The sequence below is a fragment of the Pedobacter nyackensis genome (genome assembly GCF_900176505.1).
Taxonomy (GTDB): domain Bacteria; phylum Bacteroidota; class Bacteroidia; order Sphingobacteriales; family Sphingobacteriaceae; genus Pedobacter; species Pedobacter nyackensis.
The window spans coordinates 91,405-113,950 of record NZ_FWYB01000011.1 but is presented as its reverse complement, the minus strand read 5'-3'; the positions used below and the strand labels follow the sequence as shown (position 1 = coordinate 113,950).

At 40.0% G+C, this 22,546-nt stretch carries 21 protein-coding genes; 10 read left to right on the top strand and 11 right to left on the bottom strand.

The features are described 5' to 3' along the window. The first annotated feature begins 18 nt into the window (after positions 1-18). From B9A18_RS18160 to B9A18_RS18125, 8 genes are read left to right on the top strand one after another with little or no spacing between them, the layout of a single operon-like run. Positions 19-3,531 (top strand): nitrate reductase, encoded by a 3,513-nt coding sequence (locus tag B9A18_RS18160; protein ID WP_084290965.1) that lies wholly within the window; start codon positions 19-21, stop codon positions 3,529-3,531. Between the two features lies 1 nt (position 3,532). Continuing rightward, positions 3,533-5,020 (top strand): rubredoxin, encoded by a 1,488-nt coding sequence (locus tag B9A18_RS18155; RefSeq protein ID WP_084290964.1) that lies wholly within the window; start codon positions 3,533-3,535, stop codon positions 5,018-5,020. Between the two features lie 3 nt (positions 5,021-5,023). Then, entirely contained in the window at positions 5,024-5,755 is a 732-nt protein-coding gene (locus B9A18_RS18150; RefSeq protein ID WP_084290963.1) for a sulfite exporter TauE/SafE family protein, read from the top strand. Next, positions 5,755-6,714 (top strand): GTP 3',8-cyclase MoaA, encoded by a 960-nt coding sequence (locus B9A18_RS18145; protein ID WP_084290962.1) that lies wholly within the window; start codon positions 5,755-5,757, stop codon positions 6,712-6,714. The genes B9A18_RS18150 and B9A18_RS18145 overlap by 1 nt, the downstream gene beginning before the upstream one ends. Positions 6,715-6,718: 4 nt before the next feature. Next, a complete protein-coding gene (locus B9A18_RS18140; protein WP_084290961.1) occupies positions 6,719-6,952 on the top strand; it encodes a MoaD/ThiS family protein in 234 nt (77 codons plus the stop codon). Position 6,953: 1 nt separating this feature from the next. Next, on the top strand, positions 6,954-7,421 hold the full coding sequence (locus tag B9A18_RS18135) for a molybdenum cofactor biosynthesis protein MoaE (protein WP_084290960.1): 468 nt from the start codon (positions 6,954-6,956) through the stop codon (positions 7,419-7,421). Next, on the top strand, positions 7,418-7,993 hold the full coding sequence (locus B9A18_RS18130) for a molybdenum cofactor guanylyltransferase (RefSeq protein WP_084290959.1): 576 nt from the start codon (positions 7,418-7,420) through the stop codon (positions 7,991-7,993). The genes B9A18_RS18135 and B9A18_RS18130 overlap by 4 nt, the downstream gene beginning before the upstream one ends. Continuing rightward, positions 7,990-8,400 carry a hypothetical protein gene (locus B9A18_RS18125; RefSeq protein ID WP_084290958.1) on the top strand — a complete coding sequence of 137 codons (411 nt, stop codon included), beginning with the start codon at positions 7,990-7,992 and terminating at the stop codon, positions 8,398-8,400. Before B9A18_RS18130 ends, B9A18_RS18125 begins: the two co-directional genes overlap by 4 nt. A 5-nt stretch (positions 8,401-8,405) precedes the next feature. Here the strand turns inward: B9A18_RS18125 and B9A18_RS18120 are convergent, their stop codons facing one another. Both B9A18_RS18120 and rhaM read right to left on the bottom strand, forming a co-directional pair. Next, a complete protein-coding gene (locus B9A18_RS18120; protein ID WP_084290957.1) occupies positions 8,406-9,092 on the bottom strand; it encodes a Crp/Fnr family transcriptional regulator in 687 nt (228 codons plus the stop codon). A 134-nt stretch (positions 9,093-9,226) separates the two neighbouring features. Beyond that, complete coding sequence (rhaM, locus tag B9A18_RS18115) at positions 9,227-9,538, bottom strand: L-rhamnose mutarotase (RefSeq protein ID WP_084291018.1); 312 nt, start codon at positions 9,536-9,538, stop codon at positions 9,227-9,229. 168 nt (positions 9,539-9,706) lie between these two features. Here rhaM and B9A18_RS18110 point away from each other — a divergent pair, with 168 nt between their 5' ends. Beyond that, positions 9,707-10,276, top strand: a complete 570-nt coding sequence (locus B9A18_RS18110) for a MarC family protein (protein ID WP_084290956.1) — start codon at positions 9,707-9,709, stop codon at positions 10,274-10,276. A gap of 42 nt (positions 10,277-10,318) precedes the next feature. Here the strand turns inward: B9A18_RS18110 and B9A18_RS18105 are convergent, their stop codons facing one another. The 4 genes from B9A18_RS18105 to B9A18_RS18090 are packed head-to-tail and all read right to left on the bottom strand — an operon-like array spanning position 10,319 to position 14,718. Then, positions 10,319-11,485 (bottom strand): RsmB/NOP family class I SAM-dependent RNA methyltransferase, encoded by a 1,167-nt coding sequence (locus tag B9A18_RS18105; RefSeq protein ID WP_084290955.1) that lies wholly within the window; start codon positions 11,483-11,485, stop codon positions 10,319-10,321. Beyond that, a complete protein-coding gene (locus B9A18_RS18100) occupies positions 11,482-12,705 on the bottom strand; it encodes a type 1 periplasmic-binding domain-containing protein (RefSeq protein ID WP_084290954.1) in 1,224 nt (407 codons plus the stop codon). The genes B9A18_RS18105 and B9A18_RS18100 overlap by 4 nt, the downstream gene beginning before the upstream one ends. Next, positions 12,662-14,188 carry a glutamine-hydrolyzing GMP synthase gene (gene guaA, locus B9A18_RS18095; protein WP_084290953.1) on the bottom strand — a complete coding sequence of 509 codons (1,527 nt, stop codon included), beginning with the start codon at positions 14,186-14,188 and terminating at the stop codon, positions 12,662-12,664. The genes B9A18_RS18100 and guaA overlap by 44 nt, the downstream gene beginning before the upstream one ends. Positions 14,189-14,235: 47 nt before the next feature. Further along, positions 14,236-14,718, bottom strand: a complete 483-nt coding sequence (locus tag B9A18_RS18090) for a deoxycytidylate deaminase (protein WP_235005372.1) — start codon at positions 14,716-14,718, stop codon at positions 14,236-14,238. Positions 14,719-14,832: 114 nt separating this feature from the next. Here B9A18_RS18090 and B9A18_RS18085 point away from each other — a divergent pair, with 114 nt between their 5' ends. Then, positions 14,833-15,462, top strand: a complete 630-nt coding sequence (locus B9A18_RS18085) for a LysE family translocator (RefSeq protein ID WP_084290952.1) — start codon at positions 14,833-14,835, stop codon at positions 15,460-15,462. A gap of 281 nt (positions 15,463-15,743) precedes the next feature. Here the strand turns inward: B9A18_RS18085 and B9A18_RS18080 are convergent, their stop codons facing one another. From B9A18_RS18080 to B9A18_RS18060, 5 genes are all read right to left on the bottom strand, one after another. Next, positions 15,744-17,645, bottom strand: a complete 1,902-nt coding sequence (locus tag B9A18_RS18080; protein ID WP_084290951.1) for an amidophosphoribosyltransferase — start codon at positions 17,643-17,645, stop codon at positions 15,744-15,746. A gap of 222 nt (positions 17,646-17,867) precedes the next feature. Further along, positions 17,868-18,695 (bottom strand): glutamate racemase, encoded by an 828-nt coding sequence (murI, locus tag B9A18_RS18075; protein WP_084291016.1) that lies wholly within the window; start codon positions 18,693-18,695, stop codon positions 17,868-17,870. Between the two features lie 91 nt (positions 18,696-18,786). Further along, entirely contained in the window at positions 18,787-19,344 is a 558-nt protein-coding gene (locus B9A18_RS18070) for an OmpH/Skp family outer membrane protein (RefSeq protein WP_084290950.1), read from the bottom strand. A 43-nt stretch (positions 19,345-19,387) separates the two neighbouring features. Next, on the bottom strand, positions 19,388-19,918 hold the full coding sequence (locus tag B9A18_RS18065) for an OmpH/Skp family outer membrane protein (RefSeq protein ID WP_084290949.1): 531 nt from the start codon (positions 19,916-19,918) through the stop codon (positions 19,388-19,390). 34 nt (positions 19,919-19,952) lie between these two features. Further along, complete coding sequence (locus tag B9A18_RS18060; protein ID WP_235005371.1) at positions 19,953-22,520, bottom strand: BamA/OMP85 family outer membrane protein; 2,568 nt, start codon at positions 22,518-22,520, stop codon at positions 19,953-19,955. Between the last annotated feature and the right edge of the window lie 26 nt (positions 22,521-22,546).

Below are 22,546 nucleotides of genomic sequence, written 5' to 3'. Positions count from 1 at the left end.
AACATTAAGAATCAATTTATGCCAGCGCACAGAAATAAAACATACACAAGTACCTGCTGCTATTGCGGGGTGGGCTGTGGCGTAAAGATAACACTGGATAAGAACAAAAACATAGCTGTTGAAGGCGATAAGGATCACCCGGTTAACCATGGCATGCTTTGCAGCAAAGGCCTTAACCTACAATACACGGTTAACGACAAAAGCGACCGACTGCTCTATCCCCAAATGAGATACAGCAAAAGTATGCCTTTGCAAAGGGTAAGCTGGGATGATGCTTTGAACAGAACAGCAGCTGTGTTTAAGACATTCATCGACAAATACGGTCCCGATTCAGTGGCATTTTATGCATCGGGACAATGCCTCACTGAAGAGTATTATGTAATCAACAAGCTGATTAAAGGCTTTATTGGCAGCAATAATATAGATACCAATTCGCGCTTGTGTATGAGCAGTGCCGTTACAGCCTATAAAATGTCTTTAGGAGAAGACAGTGTACCCATTTGTTATGATGATATCGAGTTGGCGGATTGCTTTTTTGTTACAGGAGCCAATCCGGCATGGTGCCACCCAATCCTTTGGCGTCGTGTGGAGGCTTATAAAGCTGCTCACCCTGAAGTTAAACTAATTATTGCCGACCCAAGGGTAACGGATTCATGTAGTCTGGCTGACCTTCACCTTCAAATCAATCCAGGGACCGACGTTACACTCAACCACGCCATAGGAAGGATACTTATAGAAAAAGGTCACATCGATCATGATTTTATTGAGCGCCGTACAGAAGGCTTTAAAGCTTATCGGAGCAGAGTATTTGAAAGAACATTAAAAGAGTCTGCCGGAATCTGTGGAGTTACTGCAGCAGAAATAGAACTTGCAGCAAGCTATATAGGCAATGCAAAAAGCTTTTTAACCATGTGGACCATGGGCTTAAACCAGAGTTCCATTGGTGTAAATAAGAACCTGAGCCTGATTAACCTGAACCTGATTACTGGCCAAATAGGAAAACCAGGCTCTGGCCCATTCTCACTTACCGGGCAACCGAATGCTATGGGGGGGCGGGAAGTTGGAGGTTTGGCAAACCTATTGCCTGCACATCGCGACTTACTTAATGAAACACACCGCAAAGAAGTGCAGCAGTTTTGGGGTGGAACGACCATTTCAGGTAAAGCTGGACTTACTGCAACGGAAATGTTCGAAGCCTTAAATGACGGGCGACTCAAAGCGATATGGATCCTTTGCACAAACCCCATAACCAGTTTGCCAAATGCCCGCTTTGCAGAGCAAGCTTTAAAAAAGGCAAAATTTGTAGTCGTTCAGGAAATTACAGACAAAGCCGAAACCCTCGCCTATGCTGATGTGATTTTGCCGGCCGCCGCGTGGACCGAAAAGGAAGGCACCATGACAAATTCTGAAAGAAGAATCAGTCACCTTCAAAAAGTAACGGATGCTCCTGGTGAAGCTTTACCGGACGCAGAGATTATCTGTCGATTTGCAACAAAAATGGGCTATAAAGGTTTTGCATACAAAGGCATGGAGGACATTTATAAAGAACATACCAAGCTTACCCGCAAGTCGAGCATCGACATCAGCGGTTTGGACTACAAGCAGATTGACGATTGCAAGACCGTACAATGGCCTTACAACAAAAAAACACAAAGCGGGACAAAACGGCTATTTACTAATCATATTTTCCATACCGCATCTAAGAAGGCCATCATACACAATCCTTCTGATGAACTAAACAGCGAATTACCGGATGAAGATTTCCCTTTTATTTTAACCACAGGAAGGGTGCGCGATCAGTGGCACACGATGTCGAAGACCGGCAAAGTAAGTAAACTGAAACAGCACATTAAACATGCTTATCTGGAAATCCACCCTATTGACGCAGCATTAATGGAGATTTCAGACAATCAGGTGCTGACTGTGAGATCCAGACGTGGAGAAGTACAAGTAAAGGCAAGGGTGTCGGCCACAATAAAACAAGGGGTGGTTTTTCTTCCGATGCATTGGGGCAAAATTTTGGGTAGCGATCTGAACCGGGCCAACAACCTTACCAGCACCATTATAGATCCGATATCAAAAGAACCCGATTTTAAATACTGTGCCGTCAGTATAGAAAAGTACAAAAAGGATTTCCAACGCATCGTAGTAATTGGTGCAGGTGCCGGAGCACATGGATTTGTAAGATCATACAGGGAGCTTAATAAAGAGGATCAGATTACCATTTTCAGCAAGGAGAATCTTCCTTTTTACAATCGGGTAATGCTTCCCGACTATATCAGTGGCACCCAAAAATGGGAACAACTGGTTAAGATGAAAGACGAAGAAGAACCGGCATACAACATCAAACACCTAAGAGGCGTAGGCATTGAAAAAATTGATAGAGAGAAAAAATATGTAACAGATGTAACAGGTCGAAAAACGCCTTACGATGTACTCGTGATGGCTACCGGCAGCAGGGCAACCTTACCAAAAAATGCACCCTCGTTACCTGGGATTTTCACCATGCGTAACCGAAACGATGCGGATAATTTTAGACAACACATTCCTAAAAATGCCCATGTAGTTATAGTTGGAGGTGGCTTGCTTGGTCTGGAAATGGCAGCCTCCCTGCGAGAAATCGGCGTACGTATTACCGTTGTACAGCGGGTATCCAGATTCCTGAACCGACAATTGGACCCACTGGGAAGTCAACTTTTACACGAAGAAATGGTCGACCAGGGTTGTGACATTTACTACAATGACGAAGTGCAGCTTTACTACGGCCGATCGAAGCTAACCGGAATTGAGTTAAAAAGCGGCAGAAGAATAAACTGTGATGCGGTGATATTAGCCATAGGCACTACTCCAAATATTGAGTTAGCCAGAGAATGCGGGCTGGATTGCAAGCGTGGAGTATTGGTAAATGAGCGTTTACAAACCAGCGATCCCTCTGTATATGCTATTGGCGAAATCGCTGAATTTGAAGGCACGCTTTACGGAATAACCGCAGCGGCAGAGCAACAAGCAGAGGTTGTGGCCAAGTTCCACAATGGCGACATCAGCACATATTACCAGGGCAGCTTATTCATGAATATTATAAAAATTCATGGTTTTGACCTCTGCAGCATTGGCCTTTCAGAGTGCCCGGATCAGGTTAACTACGAAGAGATTGTCTTTATTGACAAAGCCAAACGCTACTATAAAAAATGTATCATCCACCAGGACAAGCTCGTAGGCACCATCTTAATAGGTGACAAGAGTGAATTCCTGGAGTTCAGGGATTTAATTGCCAATAAGACAGAACTGAGCGATAAAAGACTACAGTTACTCAGAAGTGGGAAGAAAACAGAACCTGTGATCGGCAAACTGGTGTGCAGCTGCAACAACGTTGGCGCAGGGAACCTACAAAAGAAAATTACGTCTGGATGTACAGACCTTATACAACTTTGCGAAAGTACAGGAGCAGGAATGGGCTGTGGGTCATGCAAACCGGAAGTTAAGCTCATTCTTCAGGAGGCATTGCAGACACAACTAGAAAAAACACTTTAATATGGAAGGCAGGGAAATTAAAAACCATCAGATCAAAGTTAACCTCCCTGGAGGCATTGTATCCGTAGGCGACCTTTCGGTGATCGTGGAAATACTGGAAAAGGCTGGTATAGAAAATGTAAGATTCGGAACCCGCCAACAGCTTTATTTCTCAGCAAGTTCTACGCAGCTGGAGGATATCGAGCATGGTTTCCTCATGTCGGATACTGACTTTGAAACGGATGCAGACCGACATCCGAATATAGTGAGTTCCTATGTAGCAGAAGAGCTATTTAATAGTGCAAACTGGCTACGTGAAGGCGTATACAAGGACATACTAGATACATTTAGCTATACGCCTGGACTTAAAATCAACCTGATTGATGACAGTCAGACGTTGATTCCCTTTTTTAGCGGAAACCTAAATTTCATTTCCTCGGACATTGGCAATTACTGGCATTTATATCTGCGCTTCCCTAAAACCAATCACATTTATTACTGGTCGTCTTTGGTTTATTCGGAAGACATCGCGGTGTTAAGCGAAATGATTGAATCCATGATTCTAAGTCAGAAAAATTTATACTACGACCAGCCAGAAATTGATGGAAATCAACTCGAAGCAAACGTTAGGGCTAGTGGTAATTTTCTTTTTCAGTCTCCTATATCTTTACTTAAGGCCCCGGAATTTCAGGTGCCCTATTATGAAGGCTTTAATAAATACAACGAAAAGTACTGGCTGGGCATTTACCGGAGAAACGAGCTTTTTCCTGTTGCCTTTTTAAAGGATCTCTGCAACATTTGCCGTAAAACCAGAATTGGACAGCTTTATACTACTCCCTGGAAATCCATCATCATCAAGGGTGTAGAATCTGCTGACAGGAAACTATGGAATGCTGCACTGGATAAAAACAGGATCAATGTTCGTCATGCTTCAAATGAACTGAACTGGCAAACCGAGGACCTCTGTGAAGAAAGCCTGGCATTAAAACACGAATTGATCAGGCAATTTAATGAGTACGATCTCAGAACCTTTAAGCTTTGCTTTGCCATTAAAATCAACCCTAAGAGTGGACTCTTTGGATCTGTAGTGATCAGAAAGCAAACAGCAGAGGGAACAGAAACTGATGCCCGATTTGACTTGCTCCATACGATTGACTTCAATCCCAATTCAAAGCATTACCACACTTATGCCAAGGGCATCAAAAAAACGGATTTACTTCCCTTTCTTATACAGCTTTGCGAAGATTACTATTACCTGCAAACTCTGGCCGCAGGGAAACAAACGGATAACTATTACGAAATCAACCAAAATATTGAGCAGGAAGTAACTTACGTGCAACAATGCAGTGTTTGCCTCAGCATTTATGATGAGGTATGGGGAGAAGAAAGTAAAGGAATACCAGCTGGAACTCCATTTTCTGCCCTTCCTGAAGAATATTGCTGCCCACTTTGTGAAGCAGACCTCTCTCAATTTACGCCAATTATTAAAGAAACCCTAAACACATTTTAAGCTATGGAACTTGACATCAGTATCGCATTTGCTTTATACCTGGTAGGTTTTCTCTATGCATCAGTGGGTCATGGTGGTGCCAGCGGATACATTGCTGTACTTTCCTTATTTGCCATCCCGGTTACCACTTACAAGCCGCTTATATTGATTTTGAACATCCTGGTAGCAGGCATGGGTTTTTATCAATTCTGGGAAGCGGGTTATTTTAAATGGAAACTTTGCAGGACATTTCTTATCACCTCCATTCCAGCAGCGTTTATTGGCTCCAAATATTCCCTTGAGGGCAATATTTATCATTTTTTGTTAGGATTAGCCCTGGTACTACCCATCATTAAACTATTAGACATCAAGCCCAATGAAAATAAAGCTTCAAAACCGGTAAAACTGATCCCAGCGCTGTTAATCGGCACACTAATCGGCGGACTTTCGGGAATGCTAAACATTGGTGGTGGCATCTTTTTAAGTCCCATCCTCATTCTGCTAGGCTGGGCAAACGTAAAGGAAGCGGCTGCGGCATCGGCCTTATTTATTGTATTAAACTCTATTAGCGGCCTTTTAGGCAGCTCAGCTACGCTCGTTATAACCCCATCAGCAATTACCTGGTTTATTATGGCAGCCGCCGGAGGTATTACCGGTGCCTATTGGGGCAGCAGCAGATTTCAACACATCACAGTACGATACCTGTTGAGCGCCGTACTGGCTATAGCATCTGTTAAACTTTTATTTTTTATGTGATGGAAGCAATTAAAGACCATTTGGGAAGAACTTTTAAAACACTGAGAATTAGCCTGATTAACACTTGCAATCTGGCCTGTACTTATTGTAGCTATAGTAATGAGGAAAACCACAAAAATGACTCAACCAATAAGGGCGCCGGGCTGACACCAACAGAACTGATGAACCTTGTTATTAAATTACACGAACGACTAAACTTTAGTACCGTCAGGTTTACAGGCGGTGAGCCATTACTATACAAAGAGCTACCTGCACTGATTAAAGGAACCAGAGCGCTAGGGATTACAGACCTCAACCTAACCACCAACGGACTCTTACTTCATAAAAAAGTACCAGCTTTAAAAGCAGCGGGTTTAACAGCGATCAATGTTTCGCTTGATGCAACAGATCCAATGACATTTTTTATGATGGCAAGGAGACATGGGCTTGAACAAACGTTAAAAGGCATAGATGCAGCGCTCAATGCCGGAATTGCGGTAAAAATTAATTCCGTCATCATGAAGGGCCTCAACCATATGCAGGTAATTCCATTATTAAAATATGCAGCGGATAAACAGATCATCATCCGCTTTTTAGAAATCATGGCAATGGGGCATTTACATGGAAAGGCCGACGAGTACTTTTTTCCGCAAAAGGAAATACTTGAGTTGATCAGTAAACAGTATCGATTTGCACCTATCCGAAGAAAACCGGGAGCTACGTCCAATTACTGGCAAACAGAAGAAGGGAATATTTTCGGCATCATTGCCAATGAAAGTCATCCTTTTTGTACGGATTGCGATCGTTTGCGACTAGATGCGTACGGAAATATCTATGGCTGTTTAAGCAGCAACTCCCCTATCCCACTAAGGGATTTAGAAGCTGCAGCGCTTGATTCCTCTTTAAGGAAAGCACTTGCACAAAAACAATCAACAAAATTTACTGGAAGCAAACTGAGCATGCTTCATATAGGAGGATAAAAAAATGAGAATACAGGTATTTGCAGTATTAAAGACCTTTTTTAAAAAAGAGTTTGAACTTAAAGCACGAATCAATACGATAGCTGAGCTAAGAACACATCTGCGAGTGGTCAATCCAGATGCCGCAGCGGTACTGGAACTCTGCCGTTTTGCTGTGCAGGACGAATTCGTAACAGATCAGTATATCTTAACAGGGAATGAGCATATCGTTGTCATTCCACCAAGCAGCGGAGGTTAATATGGATTTCATTACTAAAAAAGAAATAGACCTGGTTGCACTTCTTCAGAAATCTCATTGCCCATCGGCCGGAGCAGTGGTTTTATTTAGCGGAGAGGTCAGAAACCACAATATCGGCAAATCGGTGAGGTATCTTGAATACGAAGCCCATACCAATATGGCTACTAAAATGATTGCAGAAATCCTGTTAGCTGCAAGGAACCGCTGGAGTTTAAGCATCGCCTTCGCACAACACAGAATAGGAAAAGTAAAAGTTACGGAATCTGCGGTAGTGGTGATTACTGCCTCGGTACACAGAGGTGAAGCATACGCCAGCAACCGCTATATCATCGACAGGATTAAGCATGAAGTGCCCATCTGGAAGTGTGAACATTTTGCAGATGGCACTAAAGAATGGGGAGGTAACTGCAACTGTGCTAAGGATACCGGAGATGTAAATAAACACCTTTACGAATTTGAATCTGTATGATTAGGGGCGTAGTATTATGCGGCGGAGAAAGTAAGCGGATGGGCCGCGACAAAGGCCTGCTTCCCATGGTGAACAAAACCTGGGCACAACACGCCGTAGACAAGTTGCAGTCCTTAAACATCCCGGTCCTTGTCTCCATTAATAAAACCCAGGCGCGTAACTATCATTGTTTTTTTTCTCCCGAGCAGTTGGTTATCGATCAGGTAGCGTCTAAAGGTCCACTAACTGGCTTATTGAGTACACATCTTAATTATCCAGATGACAACCTATTGTTACTAGCCTGCGACATGACTGAAATGGATGAAGGCACTTTACAAGCTTTAAAGAGCAGTATAATAATATTTCCGGGCTTTGATTATTACCTGTTTGAACAGAGAGATTTTATGGAGCCTTTATGTGCGATTTACACATCGAGGATATTAAAAAAGCTATACCACAATCTTCATAATGGAGGCTTATCAAACTTTTCGTTGCATAAACTCATTAAGCAGGGCAACTATAAAACACTGTCAATTATCGACACTAAAAGCTTCAGCAATCACAATACAGCAACCAATAAACTCAACATATGACAAATCACTACAAAAAATCAATCTACCTCTTTGTTAGTCTTTCTCTTTTGGCCTTAACTGCCAGATCACAAAGCAATGCTGTTCAAACCAAGGCCACACTTTTTGAAGGTGTAATTGTTGCTGGTTATGTAGACAAAGGCGCCTTCATCAATTGCACAGGACCAGCCATCAAATTCTCTAAAAAACCATTCGCGGTATTGTTGGGATTGCTACCCAGCTTACGGATTAAAAAAGATAAAGTGGCAGCAGCTGCTCCACAAAACTCCGTAATCACCCCCAATCTGGGTGTAGGTATTACCGCAATCTACAAACATCTAGCCATTCAGGTTCCGGTATATTACAATACCAAAACAAGTACCAGGGATGGAAAATGGAACCCGGGGATAGGTATTGGGTATAAGTTTTAAGCTAATTAAGATTCCTGCGTAAGGAATCTTAATTTTTCTTCATTTATGATAGCAATCTGCTTCCCTGATAAAGCGATCAGGTTCTCGTTTACAAGTTCCGTTGTCATCCTGAATACGGTTTCATAAGTGGCACCAGTAAAAGCTGCCAGATCCTGCTTACTGAGTTCAATATTCAAATTACCGGCTTCAGTAAGTCCGAATTGATCCTTTAGCTGTAACAATGCAACTGCAAGCCTGTTTTTGACGGACATCAGCGCCAGATTGCGCATTTTCTTCTCGGATTCCTGTAATTCGTCAGCATAAAACAACATCAGATTAAAAGCAAAATCATGATTTACTTTTAAGGTTGCCATAAAAAACTCCAGATCTATAAAACAGAGCGTCGTTTCTTCAAGAGCCGTAGCAGAAATCGGGTAAACTGAGCTATATGTACCTAAGCCACGATGTCCAAAAATTTTACCATCATTAGCAAAACGTACAATTAGTTCCTTATCACCCCAGTGCTTATGTACTTTAACGTTCCCCTTATACACAAAATACACACCTGCTACAGGATCGCCTTCCTTAAAAATCTGTTCTCCCTTTTTTGCTATAAAATTCTTTCGGTGACTGTCGATTGTCAGCTTCCATTCTTTAAGCACCAACCTGCACATCAGACAGGTTTCAAGATCACAGCATTTACCCTTTTTCATATTTTCCGCAGCTTTTAAGTTGCAGTTTCTAATATCCTGATCTTTTTACTATCATTTATATTTTCGTTGTAAATAATACAACTCTGTTGGCGATAGGGCTATTCTATTTTTAAGCTTGATTTCATTTTCACCATCTAATCCAGGTGAAATACCTGCTCCAACGTTATACTAACCGGCGAATTATCTGAATTAGTTTCCATAATATCAGCCATGTAAGCCCACCATTTTCGTACAATCTCTGTAGTACCCAGGTCCTGGGATGATGCACCATCCTGGTGCTGGACGGCAAATAAGGTGTTGGTTTCTTCATCCAGAAAGATTGAATAATTACTTATCCCATTGCATTTTAACAATGCCGCCAATTCCGGCCATATTTCGTCATGTCTTTTTTTATACTCAGCTTTAGCACCGGCTTTCAATTTCATTTTAAATGCAATCCTTGACATAGTTACCCCTTTATTGACAAAATATAGATTTATTAACAGAATGGCGTCCTGCTGCATCCTGTCCCCTATAAACTACATTATATATTTCATTACTGCAGAAGGCTATGCGGTTCCTACCACGAAGAGAACCATTTTTTTTATGTTACTTTGTAAAATAAATCAACAGCTATGGAATTTAATTTCAGTCAGATTCTTTCGACATCAATGGTCCTATTTGCCATCATTGATATTTTAGGGGCTATACCTATTGTTATAGAACTTAGAAAAAAGGCGGGACATATCCAGTCTGAAAAAGCAACCATAGTTGCCACCATTTTAATGGTGATCTTTTTATTTGCCGGAGAAAGCCTTTTAAAGGTGATTGGTTTAGATGTAGCCTCCTTTGCCATTGCAGGTTCAATGGTGATCTTCTTTATTGCTATGGAAATGATATTGGGCTTAACTATATTTAAAGAAGGTGACGCTCCGGAAACGGTTTCTATTGTCCCTCTTGCTTTCCCACTAATTGCGGGTGCAGGTACCATGACAACCCTCCTATCATTGAAAACAGAGTATGCGACTCAAAACATCATTGTGGGTATCCTGATTAATATGCTCTTTGTTTATTTTGTGCTAAAGAATACCGAGCGCTTAGAAAGGCTTTTCGGAAAATCAGGCCTGAATGTATTGAGGAAAGCTTTTGGTATTATCCTATTGGCGATTGCCATTAAGCTGTTTCGAAATAATACAGGACTGTAATATACAGCAGGTGCTGCATTAAACACCTGCTATACAAATACACTAATTTGTTTTAACCAAACGGGCAACGAACATCGTATCTGCCTTATGGTTATATCCTTTAATGAGTTCCATCTGCTCTAACTTTAGAGGCAGGTGCTCGACCAGATAAGCAATCACTTCTTCATTTTCCTCTTTGAATACCGAACAAGTAATATAAATCAAGGGCTTCCCTTCTTTCAGATATTTTACAACATTCGTAGCAATGTTTTGCTGCAGCTTTGAAAAATAACTGATTTTGTGCGATTCGAAATAGTATAACATTTCGGGTGTTCTTCCCCAGGTTCCTGAACCAGAGCAAGGTGCATCCAATATAATCCCATCAAATTCGTAATGATGCAGATCCTGCTCATTGTTCTGAAGTAGATCCAACACCTTTTTCTGATACTTCTTTAATCCCGCTTCTCTGAAACGTTCATCAAGATTATTTAAGCTATTTTCTCTAACATCACTAACCAGTAACTCCACTTTAGGTTCCAGATCATGCAGAAGTAGCGACTTACCGCCGGATGCGGCACAACAATCCCACCATTTATCCCATGGCTGAGGCTGAAAAAAGCGGCCTGTCTGCTGGGATGAAAGATCCTGAACCTGATAATTTCGTTGTTCCGCTAAAATCTGATCCAATTTAGTACCATTAGCAACGGCTATGGTATTGTCGCCAATCTTTTCAGCAACAACCCCTTCTTTGTCCAGTATCTCTGCTACTTTCTCCTGCTGACCGGTATTTACTCTGATAAACAGATCGGGTTGCGTAAAAAAGGATTGAAAGAATTCCTGCTTATCAATGCTCTCCGAAAGTGATTCATGAAAACTAAAAACATCAGACAAGTCAAATGCAGGGTATCGTGACTGGATCAATGCCAGTTTTTCGGAAACTGGAAGTGCAATATGTTGATTCAATTCCGGCAAATGCGCTTCTATCACCAAACTTGTGGTATGATTACATAGAAAGTCTGCAATTGCCAAACGAAGCACCTTATCTTCTTTAATTAAAGCCTTTCCAAGTCTAAAAAAACTGTAGATATAACGAGAAGCCCAACGTCTGTCGGACGAGCCCATTTGCTTATTCTGCTTAAAATAAACGAACAAAAAGCGATGCAATGGCAATGCCCCATCATAGCTCTTAAAAATCTGTTCAAAAGCCCGAATCTGGTGTTCTACTCTCATTCTACAATATTTAAAGCAAAGTTCTTATAACGTAACAGCATCAGACTGGTGTTGATATAGCCAAACTTAACATCATGAACAAAATGGAAGGTGTTATGAAGTCCCCTATAATCTTGTTTAGTAAGGTGCTTTAGATAGTCGTCCCCATAAGCGGAAAGTAGCTTTCCAAAATACAAACCGATATCAAACCCCTTAAAGGCATATTCTCCTGGTTCAAAATTAAATGAAGCTCTGTACTTTTTAATAAAGTTATTCACCTCTGGCCTGGTATAATCAACCTTATACGAAGATGAAATAATGGTATTTAAAGCCTGTAGCTGGTCAGTATTGTAATTCTGTTTAACCCAATCCGGATGTCCAAAAAGCGAAACATTCAATCCCTTTTTCTTCATCTTCATTAGTTTATCCAATGTAGGCACGACGAACTTTTTGTCAGGCGAACTTACAATAACTACATATTGTTTCCCCTTCTGTAACTTGGTTTCCAAGGTGAAAACAGAAGCGTATTCCTGCAATGAAAAGCCTTTTTTACTATGTTCAAAATAAGCTCTTAATGGCTTCGCCATCACCTCATCAGATGCTCCTTTAGGATTGATCAATACCACAACAGTAGTTGCAGAATTGTACGTTTTAGCAATGTAGTTACCAACCTTTTCTGCATGAAGGTCGATGTTATTAACGATCGATATCAGATTAGGATTAGCAAATTCTGTAGGATGAGAAGCGGCAAGAGGGTTTACAACAGGGATTTCCCTGGATATAGAAAAATTGGTAATGTACTTTAATCCTTCAGGGTATACGGGACCAACGATTAGATTACCTACTAATCCGGCATTGTCAATTAAGTTAGAGATTGGATTATTGTTGTCCTGGGTATCGTAAACCTTTAGCTTAAAGCTTTTACCTGATGTTGCGGCAGAATCAATACCGAGCTTAAATCCCTGGTAAAAATCTATAGCAAGAGCAGCCTTTTCGACATCAGCTTTGGTTGCAGTTTTTAGCTTAATTTCATTCAAGCGAAAAGGAGCAAGTAAAGAAATAATAGCCTGCTGAGATTTTGCAGCAGGCTTTTCTATTTTCTTTTCTTCCTTTGGAGGTTCGGGCTTTTTGCTGACCGTTCTTATTTTTGGAGAACAGGCCGACAAAAAAAGCACCGAAAGTATTAGGATATAATACTTATTCCCACTCAATTGTTGCAGGGGGTTTTGAACTAATGTCATATACAACTCGGTTAATTCCTTTTACTTTGTTAATTATTTCATTAGAAATTTTTGCGAGTACGTTATATGGTAAATGGCACCAGTCAGCAGTCATGCCATCAACAGATTCAACAGCACGTAAGGCAATTGCATTCTCGTAAGTACGCTCATCACCCATTACTCCTACTGATTGAACCGGAAGGAATATTGCACCTGCCTGCCATACTTTATCGTACAAACCAGCTTCTTTTAAGTTGTTGATGTAAATGGCATCAGCTTCCTGCAGGATCGCTACCTTCTCAGCAGTTACTTCACCAAGAATACGGATAGCTAAACCTGGTCCCGGGAAAGGGTGACGACCGATGATAAAGTGCTCTAATCCTAATGATCTTCCTACTCTTCTAACTTCATCTTTAAACAAAGTATTCAATGGCTCAACCACTTTCAATTTCATGAAATCAGGTAAACCACCAACATTATGGTGTGATTTAATGGTTGCAGAAGGACCTTTAACAGAAACCGACTCAATGATATCAGGATAGATTGTACCCTGAGCTAACCATTTCACATCCTGTACCTGGTGAGCTTCATCATCAAACACCTCAATAAATACGCGGCCAATAGCTTTACGTTTCAATTCAGGGTCTGTAAGACCAGCAAGCTGACTTAAGAAGCGTTCTTTAGCATCAACACCTTTGATGTTTAATCCTAAGTGCTTGTATTGCTCAAGTACACCTTCGTACTCATCTTTACGCAGCAAACCATTATCTACAAATATACAGTGTAGGTTTTTGCCTATAGCTTTGTGTAATAATATAGCGGCAACACTTGAGTCAACACCACCCGAAAGGGCAAGTACAACTTTATCTTCACCTAATTGCGACTGTAAAGCCGCGATAGTTGTTTCAACGAAAGCATCCGGAGTCCATTCTTGCTTACATCCACAGATGTCTACCAGGAAGTTTTCCAGCAATTGTTTACCATCGGTACTGTGCGTAACTTCTGGGTGAAACTGTATCGCATAGGTATCAGTATCTTTAACCTGATAAGCAGCTACTTTTACGCTTTCAGTACTTGCAATAAGTTCAAAGTTTTCAGGAACCTGAGTAATGGTATCACCATGTGACATCCATACCTGCGAATCAAGGGCAATATTTTTAAATAATTTATTGCTGTTAGACACATAATTAAGGTTGGCCCTACCATACTCACGAGTTGATGATGCCTGTACCTCACCACCCGATTGCTGAGCGATATACTGGGCGCCATAACAAACGGCAAGCATTGGATAATTGTCGAACGTATTAAGGTCTACCTGAGGAGCATCATCCTGACGAACAGAATATGGGCTACCTGAAAGGATAATACCTTTAACGTTTGAAGTAATTTCAGGGATATTGTTAAATGGATGAATTTCACAATAAACATTTAACTCGCGTACCCTGCGTGCAATTAACTGTGTATATTGGGATCCAAAATCGAGAATTATGATTTTTTCTAGCATGGCCAAAGTTAAGAAAACTTCTGTGGCGCTACAAGCAGGATTGTTAATTAACCGTTATTTTCGTACTTAATTACCTCCACACCAAACCTTTTTAGGAAATCTACCCCTTCATCAGAAGGTAAACCTTTGTAAGCAGCGTAAGAATCTTTGTAATAAACTACCTTAATACCCGACGATAAAATCAAACGTGCACAGGCAATACACGGTGACAAAGTAGTATACAAAGTAGCACCTTCTATTTTCGAACCATTTTTGATGCCATATAAAATAGCATTCTCTTCCGCATGTAGCGCCAATGAACAGCTTCCGCGTGAATCTCTTGCGCAACCATCTTCAGGCCATTCTACATCACAATTATGTGTACCAGCGGGCGGACCGTTGTAACCTATGGAGATAATTCGCGTGTCTTTAGTTAATACTGCTCCTACCTGTGCACGCACGCAATGCGAACGAAACGCAAGGTCGGTAGCTAAATTCATAAATATGTTGTTGAAACTTGGTTTTACAGTCATTCTATTGATTTCTGCCATGATATTTATTAAAAATCACGGTCATTTATTTAATAATAATATGGAAAGGATGTCTTTTTTTGGGGCTAATTTATGTTTAAAATTGCATATTAGCACAAAATATACGTTAGGTGAATGTTTGAAGCTATATTACAAGGGATAGGTGCAGGAGTTTTATTTTCTTTTTTAACAGGGCCCGTATTCTTTTCAATGATCAAAACGAGCATTGAAAAAGGATTCAAGGCTGGATTTTCGCTAGCGATAGGTGTCATATTAAGTGACATCATCTTTATCAGTTTAACCATATTCTCTTCCCAGTTTGTTGATTACAACTCAACATACAATCAATATATAGGAATCATTGGAGGTTTATTTTTATTTGGCATTGGGTTATATTACCTGATAAACAAAGTAAAAGTAAGTTACAATATTGAAGAGGCAGTCAAGATCAGAAAGCGAGGATACATCATAAAAGGCTTTTTCATGTGTCTGCTATCTCCTTCCACCCTGATGTTCTGGATTATGGTAGGTGGGATTGTATCTGTGCATCTGCATTATGAAATGGCAGAAAAGATTGCATTCTTTATCGTTGCCATGGCAACGCAGCTGTCTGTTGATTGCTTAAAAACTTATTATGCCGCTAAATTGAGGTATAGGATCAAAGAGAAAACCATTCAAAACCTGAATAGGATTGCTGGGGCAGTCATATTGTTATTCGCGATCAGACTGTTTATTGAGGTGATCATTAAATATTATTCAAAATAAGCCATTCTATTCTGAGGCTGGAATAAGTTGCGCTGAAGAAGCGCAAATGAATCCTATGCCTCCTCATAGAAGACATATTTTGTTTCAATAGCTACACCACAAAACGCAAAAAAGAAGCAAAAAGAATAGGCCTGCTACAATCATGTAACAGGCCTATTCCTTAAGTTATATTATGTGCTACCTGTAAGTAGTAAAAGGCTTACTATGAGGAGGTATAGGATCCATTGATACTCTTCCGCATCAATTTTTCAGCCTTCTAATAGCACAGCTTTTTTACCCCCTTAGTAGGCTCTTTGGTTATTTCCTTCTTTCCAGTTAACAAAGGCTTTATTAACAACCTTATTACCACCTGGAGTTGGATAATTACCTGAGAAGTACCAATCACCAGTGTGATTAGGACAAGCTACGTGTAAGTTATCTAATGTCTGATAGATTACTTCTACTTCAGCAACAGTACCTGCCGGAGTAATAATCTTAGTAATCTGTGCAGAGATTTCTTCTTGTGTAAATGGTCTGTAAATATCCTTCACGTGGTTTACAATCTCCTCTTTAGGCAATAATAAAGAAGCTTTACATTTTTGATAAACTTCTTCGATTACATTTTCCATTCCACGAGCCTTCAACAATTGTATGGCAGCTTCAAATGCAACGAATTCGCCCATTTTAGACATATCAATGCCATAGCAATCCGGGTAGCGGATCTGTGGGGCAGAAGAAACAATAATGATCTTCTTAGGATGTAACCGGTCGATAATTTTAATGATACTCTGTTTTAAGGTCGTTCCCCTTACAATCGAATCATCAACTGCTACCAAAGTATCTACATGGTCCTTAATCACGCCATAGGTGGTGTCGTAAACATGTGCCACCATATCACTCCGCTCAGCATCCTGAGTAATAAAGGTTCTCAGTTTCACATCCTTTATCGCCAGTTTCTCAACCCTTGGACGCATAGACAATAATTCATCTAATTCTTTATCGTCCAATATATCTTTACGACCTAGCAGAACTTCTTTCTGCACCTTTCTGATATAGCTATGTAAGCCATCTACCATTCCATAAAATGATACTTCAGCTGTGTTAGGAATGAAAGAGAATACTGTATTTTTCAAATCAGCATTTACCGATTTCAAAATCTGATCGCACAATAAAGCGCCTAAATGCTTTCTTTCTTTATAAATTTCAGCATCACTACCTCTTGAGAAGTAAATGCGTTCAAATGAACATGCTCTTTTCTCTTCCGGTTCTCTGAAAAGCTCCTGTGTTACAGTACCGCTTTTCTTAACGATAAGTGCATGTCCGGGATCTATTTCTTTTACCTTATCAAACGGAATATTGAAAGCAGTCTGTATAGCTGGTCTTTCTGAGGCAGCAACCACAATCTCATCATCTGCATAATAATAAGCAGGACGTATTCCTGAAGGGTCACGAAGCACAAACGCATCTCCGTTACCTACAATACCCGAAATCGCATAACCACCGTCCCAGGTTTTAGCCGAGCGACGCAATATCTTAGCGATGTCAAGGTTCTCTGAAATTTTATGGGTGATCTCTACATTGTCAAGACCTTCTTTTTTATAGCTGTCAAACAATTCCTGATTCTCGTCATCCAGGAAGTGACCAATCTTTTCCAAAACAGTAACTGTATCAGCCTGCTCCTTTGGATGCTGACCAAGTTCGTATAACTGCTCCAGTAATTCATCTACGTTAGTCATGTTGAAGTTACCTGCAATTACCAGATTTTTAGTCATCCAGTTATTCTGACGTAAAAATGGATGGCAACTTTCAATGCTGTTTTTACCGTGGGTACCATACCTTAAATGGCCCAGTAACACCTCCCCAATAAAACTAACATTTTGTTTTAACCACTCAGGATCTTGCATCAGTTCAGGCGTTTCGTTCTGAATATCTACAAACTTGCTCTGAACGTATCCAAAAATATCTGCTACTGCATTCTGGGCCATCGACCTGTAACGGCTAATGTAACGGTGACCAGGCTTAACATCTAATTTGATTGTAGCAATACCAGCTCCATCCTGTCCACGGTTGTGCTGTTTTTCCATCAAAAGATAAAGCTTGTTGAGTCCGTAAAGTGCAGTACCGTATTTTTCCTGGTAGTATGAGAGCGGTTTTAAAAGGCGGATAAAGGCAATTCCGCATTCATGTTTTATCGAGTCACTCATTCGTGTGTGTTGTTTGAGCCGCAAATTTACCGTTAATAATAATTAGAACCTAGAAAGAAATATAAAGAAAATTTCGACCGGCCTAATGTGGCGAAAAACAAAAACGGGCTTAACGGCTACTTAAACAGCACTTTCAATATTCACACAATATTTAAAACGACTGCTATTTTCCTTTTGCTCAAGTCAATAGCATGTAATTTTTATTTACTTATTCCTATTTTATCAATAAGGGGAGGCGCGAATGGCGACAATCTCTTCGCCAAAAAATATAGAGGCACTGGAATTGAAATCTTCCTGATCGCCAGAAGTGAAAAAGGCAGTCTTCCCTTCTTTAGCTATTTGACTCTCTAACTCAGGATGATTTTGGAGATACAATACCAAACTATCAGCAACAATATCAGATTGCCCCAGCAAATTAATCTCTGGCGGTAATATCTCCCTTATTTTAGGAACTAACAATGGATAGTGGGTACAGGCCAAAACGATACAATCTATATTGCTGTCTTTGCTCAACAATTCGTTCACATACTTCTCCACGAAGTAGTCAGCCCCCGGACTCAGGTGCTCATTATTTTCTATTAAAGGCACCCACATTGGGCAACTTTGCTGCGCAATCTGTACACCAGGGAAGAACTTATTGATCTCCATTAAATAAGATTCAGAATTGATTGTCCCTCTTGTCCCCATTACTCCGATGCGTTTGGTCTGTGTGTATTCACCTACGATCTCAGCGGTAGGTCTAATCACTCCTAACACACGATGGTTAGGATACTTATAGGGCAATACATTTTGCTGTATAGAGCGTAATGCTTTTGCTGAAGCGGTATTACAGGCCAGGATTACCAGTGGGCAACCTTGGGCAAACAGCCACTCTACACACTCAAGGGTGTACTGATATATGGTTTCAAAAGAATGATCCCCATAAGGTGCGCGGGCATTATCGCCGAAATAGATATAATTGTACTCAGGTAGTTTTCCAATGATAGACTTAAATACAGTGAGGCCACCGTACCCTGAATCGAAAACACCTATTGATTGCTTATTCTTCATTATAAAAAAAGGCTGTATCATGATTAATGATACAGCCTGCAATTTAAATATTTTAGCTTATAAAACCTTTTTTCAAAGGTCACAGCAAGTTTTATTTTTTAGGTGCTACTGCTGCTGCAGTGATACCTAATTTAGTTCTTACTAAAGCAGTGATATCTTCACCACCATCCCAGTAAATTAAAGCCTGGTTTGCAGTATCAAATACATAAGCAAAACCCTTTTCTTTAGCTACTGCTTTAATTGCATTGTCAGCTTTCACTTGAATAGGGTTAAACAATTCTGCATTTTTAGCTTCTAATTCTTGTTGAGCTTTAGTTCTTGCGTCGTTAATACGTTTTTCAAGATCCTGAAGTTCAGTACCCATCACTTGCAATTCTTTAGTAACTGCTTCTTTGTTAGCCTCACTCATCGTCTTCTCTTTATCTTGAGCTGCTTTAAGTTTAGTCTGATATTCAGAAATCATTTTCTCAATTTCAGCTTGTTTAGCTTTCTGGATGTTTTCTAATGTTGTACGCGCAGTTTTAACCTCAGGCATTGCCTCAATAATCTGCGCAGAGTTTAAGTGTGCGAGCTTTTGTTGTGCATTTGCAATGTTAGCAGTAAACAATAATCCTGCTGCTAAAAAAAATGCGCTAATTAACTTTCTCATTCTATTTGTCTTAATAATTGTTTCTAATTTTTGTTCAATATATCTATTTAATTGCTGATTCAGGCTTATATCCTAATTTTTTTATCACATCATTGCTAACGTCATAACCACTACTTGCATAGATCATCATTGTTGCTTCGCTGCTTTTATCAAAGATAAAATCAAGTAGTTTCGCTTTAGCAATCTCTGCAACAGCCTTGGTTACATTGTTTTGAATCGGACTTAACAATTTAGTTCTGGCCTGGAACAATTCACCTTCAGGGCCGAATATTTTACGCTGAAATTCCTTTGCCTCTTTCTCTTTTTCAATAATATCGTTCTCTCTTCTTTTGCGCATATCATCAGTTAATAAAACCTGATCAGCCTGATATGCTTTATACATTTTATCAATCTCGATGAAATTATTATCCACTTGTTTCTGCCATTGTTGAGACAAAACGTTCAACTGATTTAATGATGATTTATAATCAGGTAAATGTTTAAGGATATACTCTGTGTCAACGTAGGCAAACTTCTGTGCAAATGCACCCGAACCTACAAACAGCAAAATGCAAATTAAAAAATACTTTTTCATGGGCTTCTGATTTATTTAAAAGTTAAACAGCGACCTAATTAAATCCGCCCAATTGCTGAGCGATACTAAAGTGGAACTGTCCTTTGTTGGCATCCGGTGATCCTGGAATTTTATCAAATCCATAACCCCAATCTATCCCTAACAAGCCAAATATCGGTAAAAATATTTTTGCACCAAAACCGGCCGACCGTCTAACGTTAAACGGATTAAAATCAGAAAACTTATCCCAGGTGTTACCACCTTCAGCAAAAGCTACTAAAAACGCTGTAGCTTGCTGACTAGCGATTACCGGATATCTTACTTCCATTACATACTTGGTGAAGATCGGGCTACCTGATTGCTGAGCAATATTAGGGTTTGATCCTACCGGTATTACTGAGTTGTTGGCATATCCACGCATCGCGATTAATTCAGACCCCTGAAGGAAGTCGAAACCTTGCATACCGTCACCACCCAATTTAAACCTTTCGAAAGCCGACTGACCAACGGCACTGTTGTATGAACCTAAGAAACCAAACTGCGCTTGTGCTTTAACAACAAACTTACCTGCTAACCTTTGGAACCACTGCGATTCAAATTTCCATTTATGGTACTCTGTGAATTTATAACGTTGCTGATCTGAAGCAGTCTCATAGTTCACATTGTTCAACAATGAATATGGAGGTGTTGCCTGAACAGTAAATTTAAAGTAAGAACCTCCGGTTGGGAAGATTGGGGAATCTCTTGAATCCCTGCTCAACTCCTGAGTTAAGTTAAAGTTATATGAAGTACCTGTGCTGAATAAAAATCCACCATAGTTCTTCAGGATATACTGCTGTGCATTGATCGCATGTGTTAACTGGAAATAGTTATCAGGGAAATTCAACCTTCTACCCAAACTAACTGTAACACCATTTAAGCGGATTTTTGAATACTGACTGCTATTAGGATCAATCGTACCATAGTAGCTTCTTCCACCGTTCGACTGCAATGAAGTAAATGCACTCACACCAAAACTGATTGGTTTTTTACCACCTAACCACGGCTCAGAGAAGGAGAAACTATATGACTGGTAATATTTACCATTGGTTTGCCCACGTAAACTTAATTTTTGTCCGTCACCTTTTGGCAATGGCTTATAAGCTTTTAAATTGAATAGGTTTCTTAACGAGAAGTTGTTAAATGTTAAACCTAAAGTACCGATGATGTTACCACCACCAAAACCACCTGATAACTCAATCTGATCAGAAGGTTTTTCTTCTACATGGTACTCAATATCTACTGTACCATCAGCCGGGTTAGGCTTAGGAATAGGATTAGTTTTTGACTCATCAAAGTTACCTAACTGACCGATCTCACGAACCGTACGGATCAATTGATCTTTAGAGAACTTTTCACCTGGCTTAGTACGAATTTCACGCATCACTACGTGGTCATTTGTAATGGTATTACCAATTACAGAAATACGGTTGTTCGTGTACTGAGGTCCTTCGTATATTCTCATCTCCATTTCCACAGTATCGTTGTAAATTTTGGTTTGAACAGGCTCAACGTTAAATGTTAAATAACCATCATTAAGATAGATGCTGGATACATCATCACCGTTAGCACTTCCTCTTAACTTCTTCTCTAATTTCTCTTCGCTAAACACCTCACCTTTTTCAATACCTAGTGCGGTTTTCAAATAATCAGTGGTGTATTTCGCATTACCTACCCAGGTGATGTTACCGAAATAATATTTAGGACCTTCAAACAAATCGATCTTAATGCCTACAGCTTTAGGGCTATACTGATAAATGCTATCTTTTAGAATCACCGCATCACGGTAACCCTTATCATGCATTTTAGCGATCAGTTTTACCTTATCCTCATCATATTTATCCTTGTTGAACTTTCCTGAACCAAATACTTTATAAAAAGCCTGTTGCTTAGTTTTCTTCAAATACTTGCGCAATTTAGCTGAGCTAAAATCTTTATTTCCGGTAAAGTTAATCTCATGAACTTTAACCTTACGGCCTTTGTCAATAGCGACCTGTAGGACAACGCTATTTTCCTGACTAGGATCAGGTTTGGTTTTATATTCAACATTGGTAAAGAAATAGCCTTTACCCAATAAAAATTTCTTTATGGTCGCCGTGGTGCTGCTATACAAGTTATCATTGATAATTGCTTTACCCGCTTTTTCACCTAACTTCTCCATCAGATCCGTTTTCTGTGATTTACTGATTCCGGTAAATTCAAAAGAACCTAAGCGCGGGCGCTCAACCACTTCAATATCAAAATAAACGGTATCCTCAACGATTTTAACGATATCCAACTGAACATCATCAAATAAGCCTTGAGCCCAAAGATTTTTGATGGCATTTGCAGTCGCCTCACCTGGAAGTATAATTCTTTCCCCCTTAATCAGTTTCGATAAGGTGATAATTACTTCCTTATCCAGATACTGAGTACCGGTTAAAGTAGTACCTCCAATGATATACTCTTTAGGATTGAAATAATCCAGTTCTAACCCTTTAACTTTTAGAGAAGGAGCTGCAGGATTGGACTGAGGACGTGTGATCTGTGCCATTGTTGGTAACCCAATCAATAACAATAATATAAGTTGGTATATTCTTTTCATTACAATCTAAAAATCGATGCTAAGTT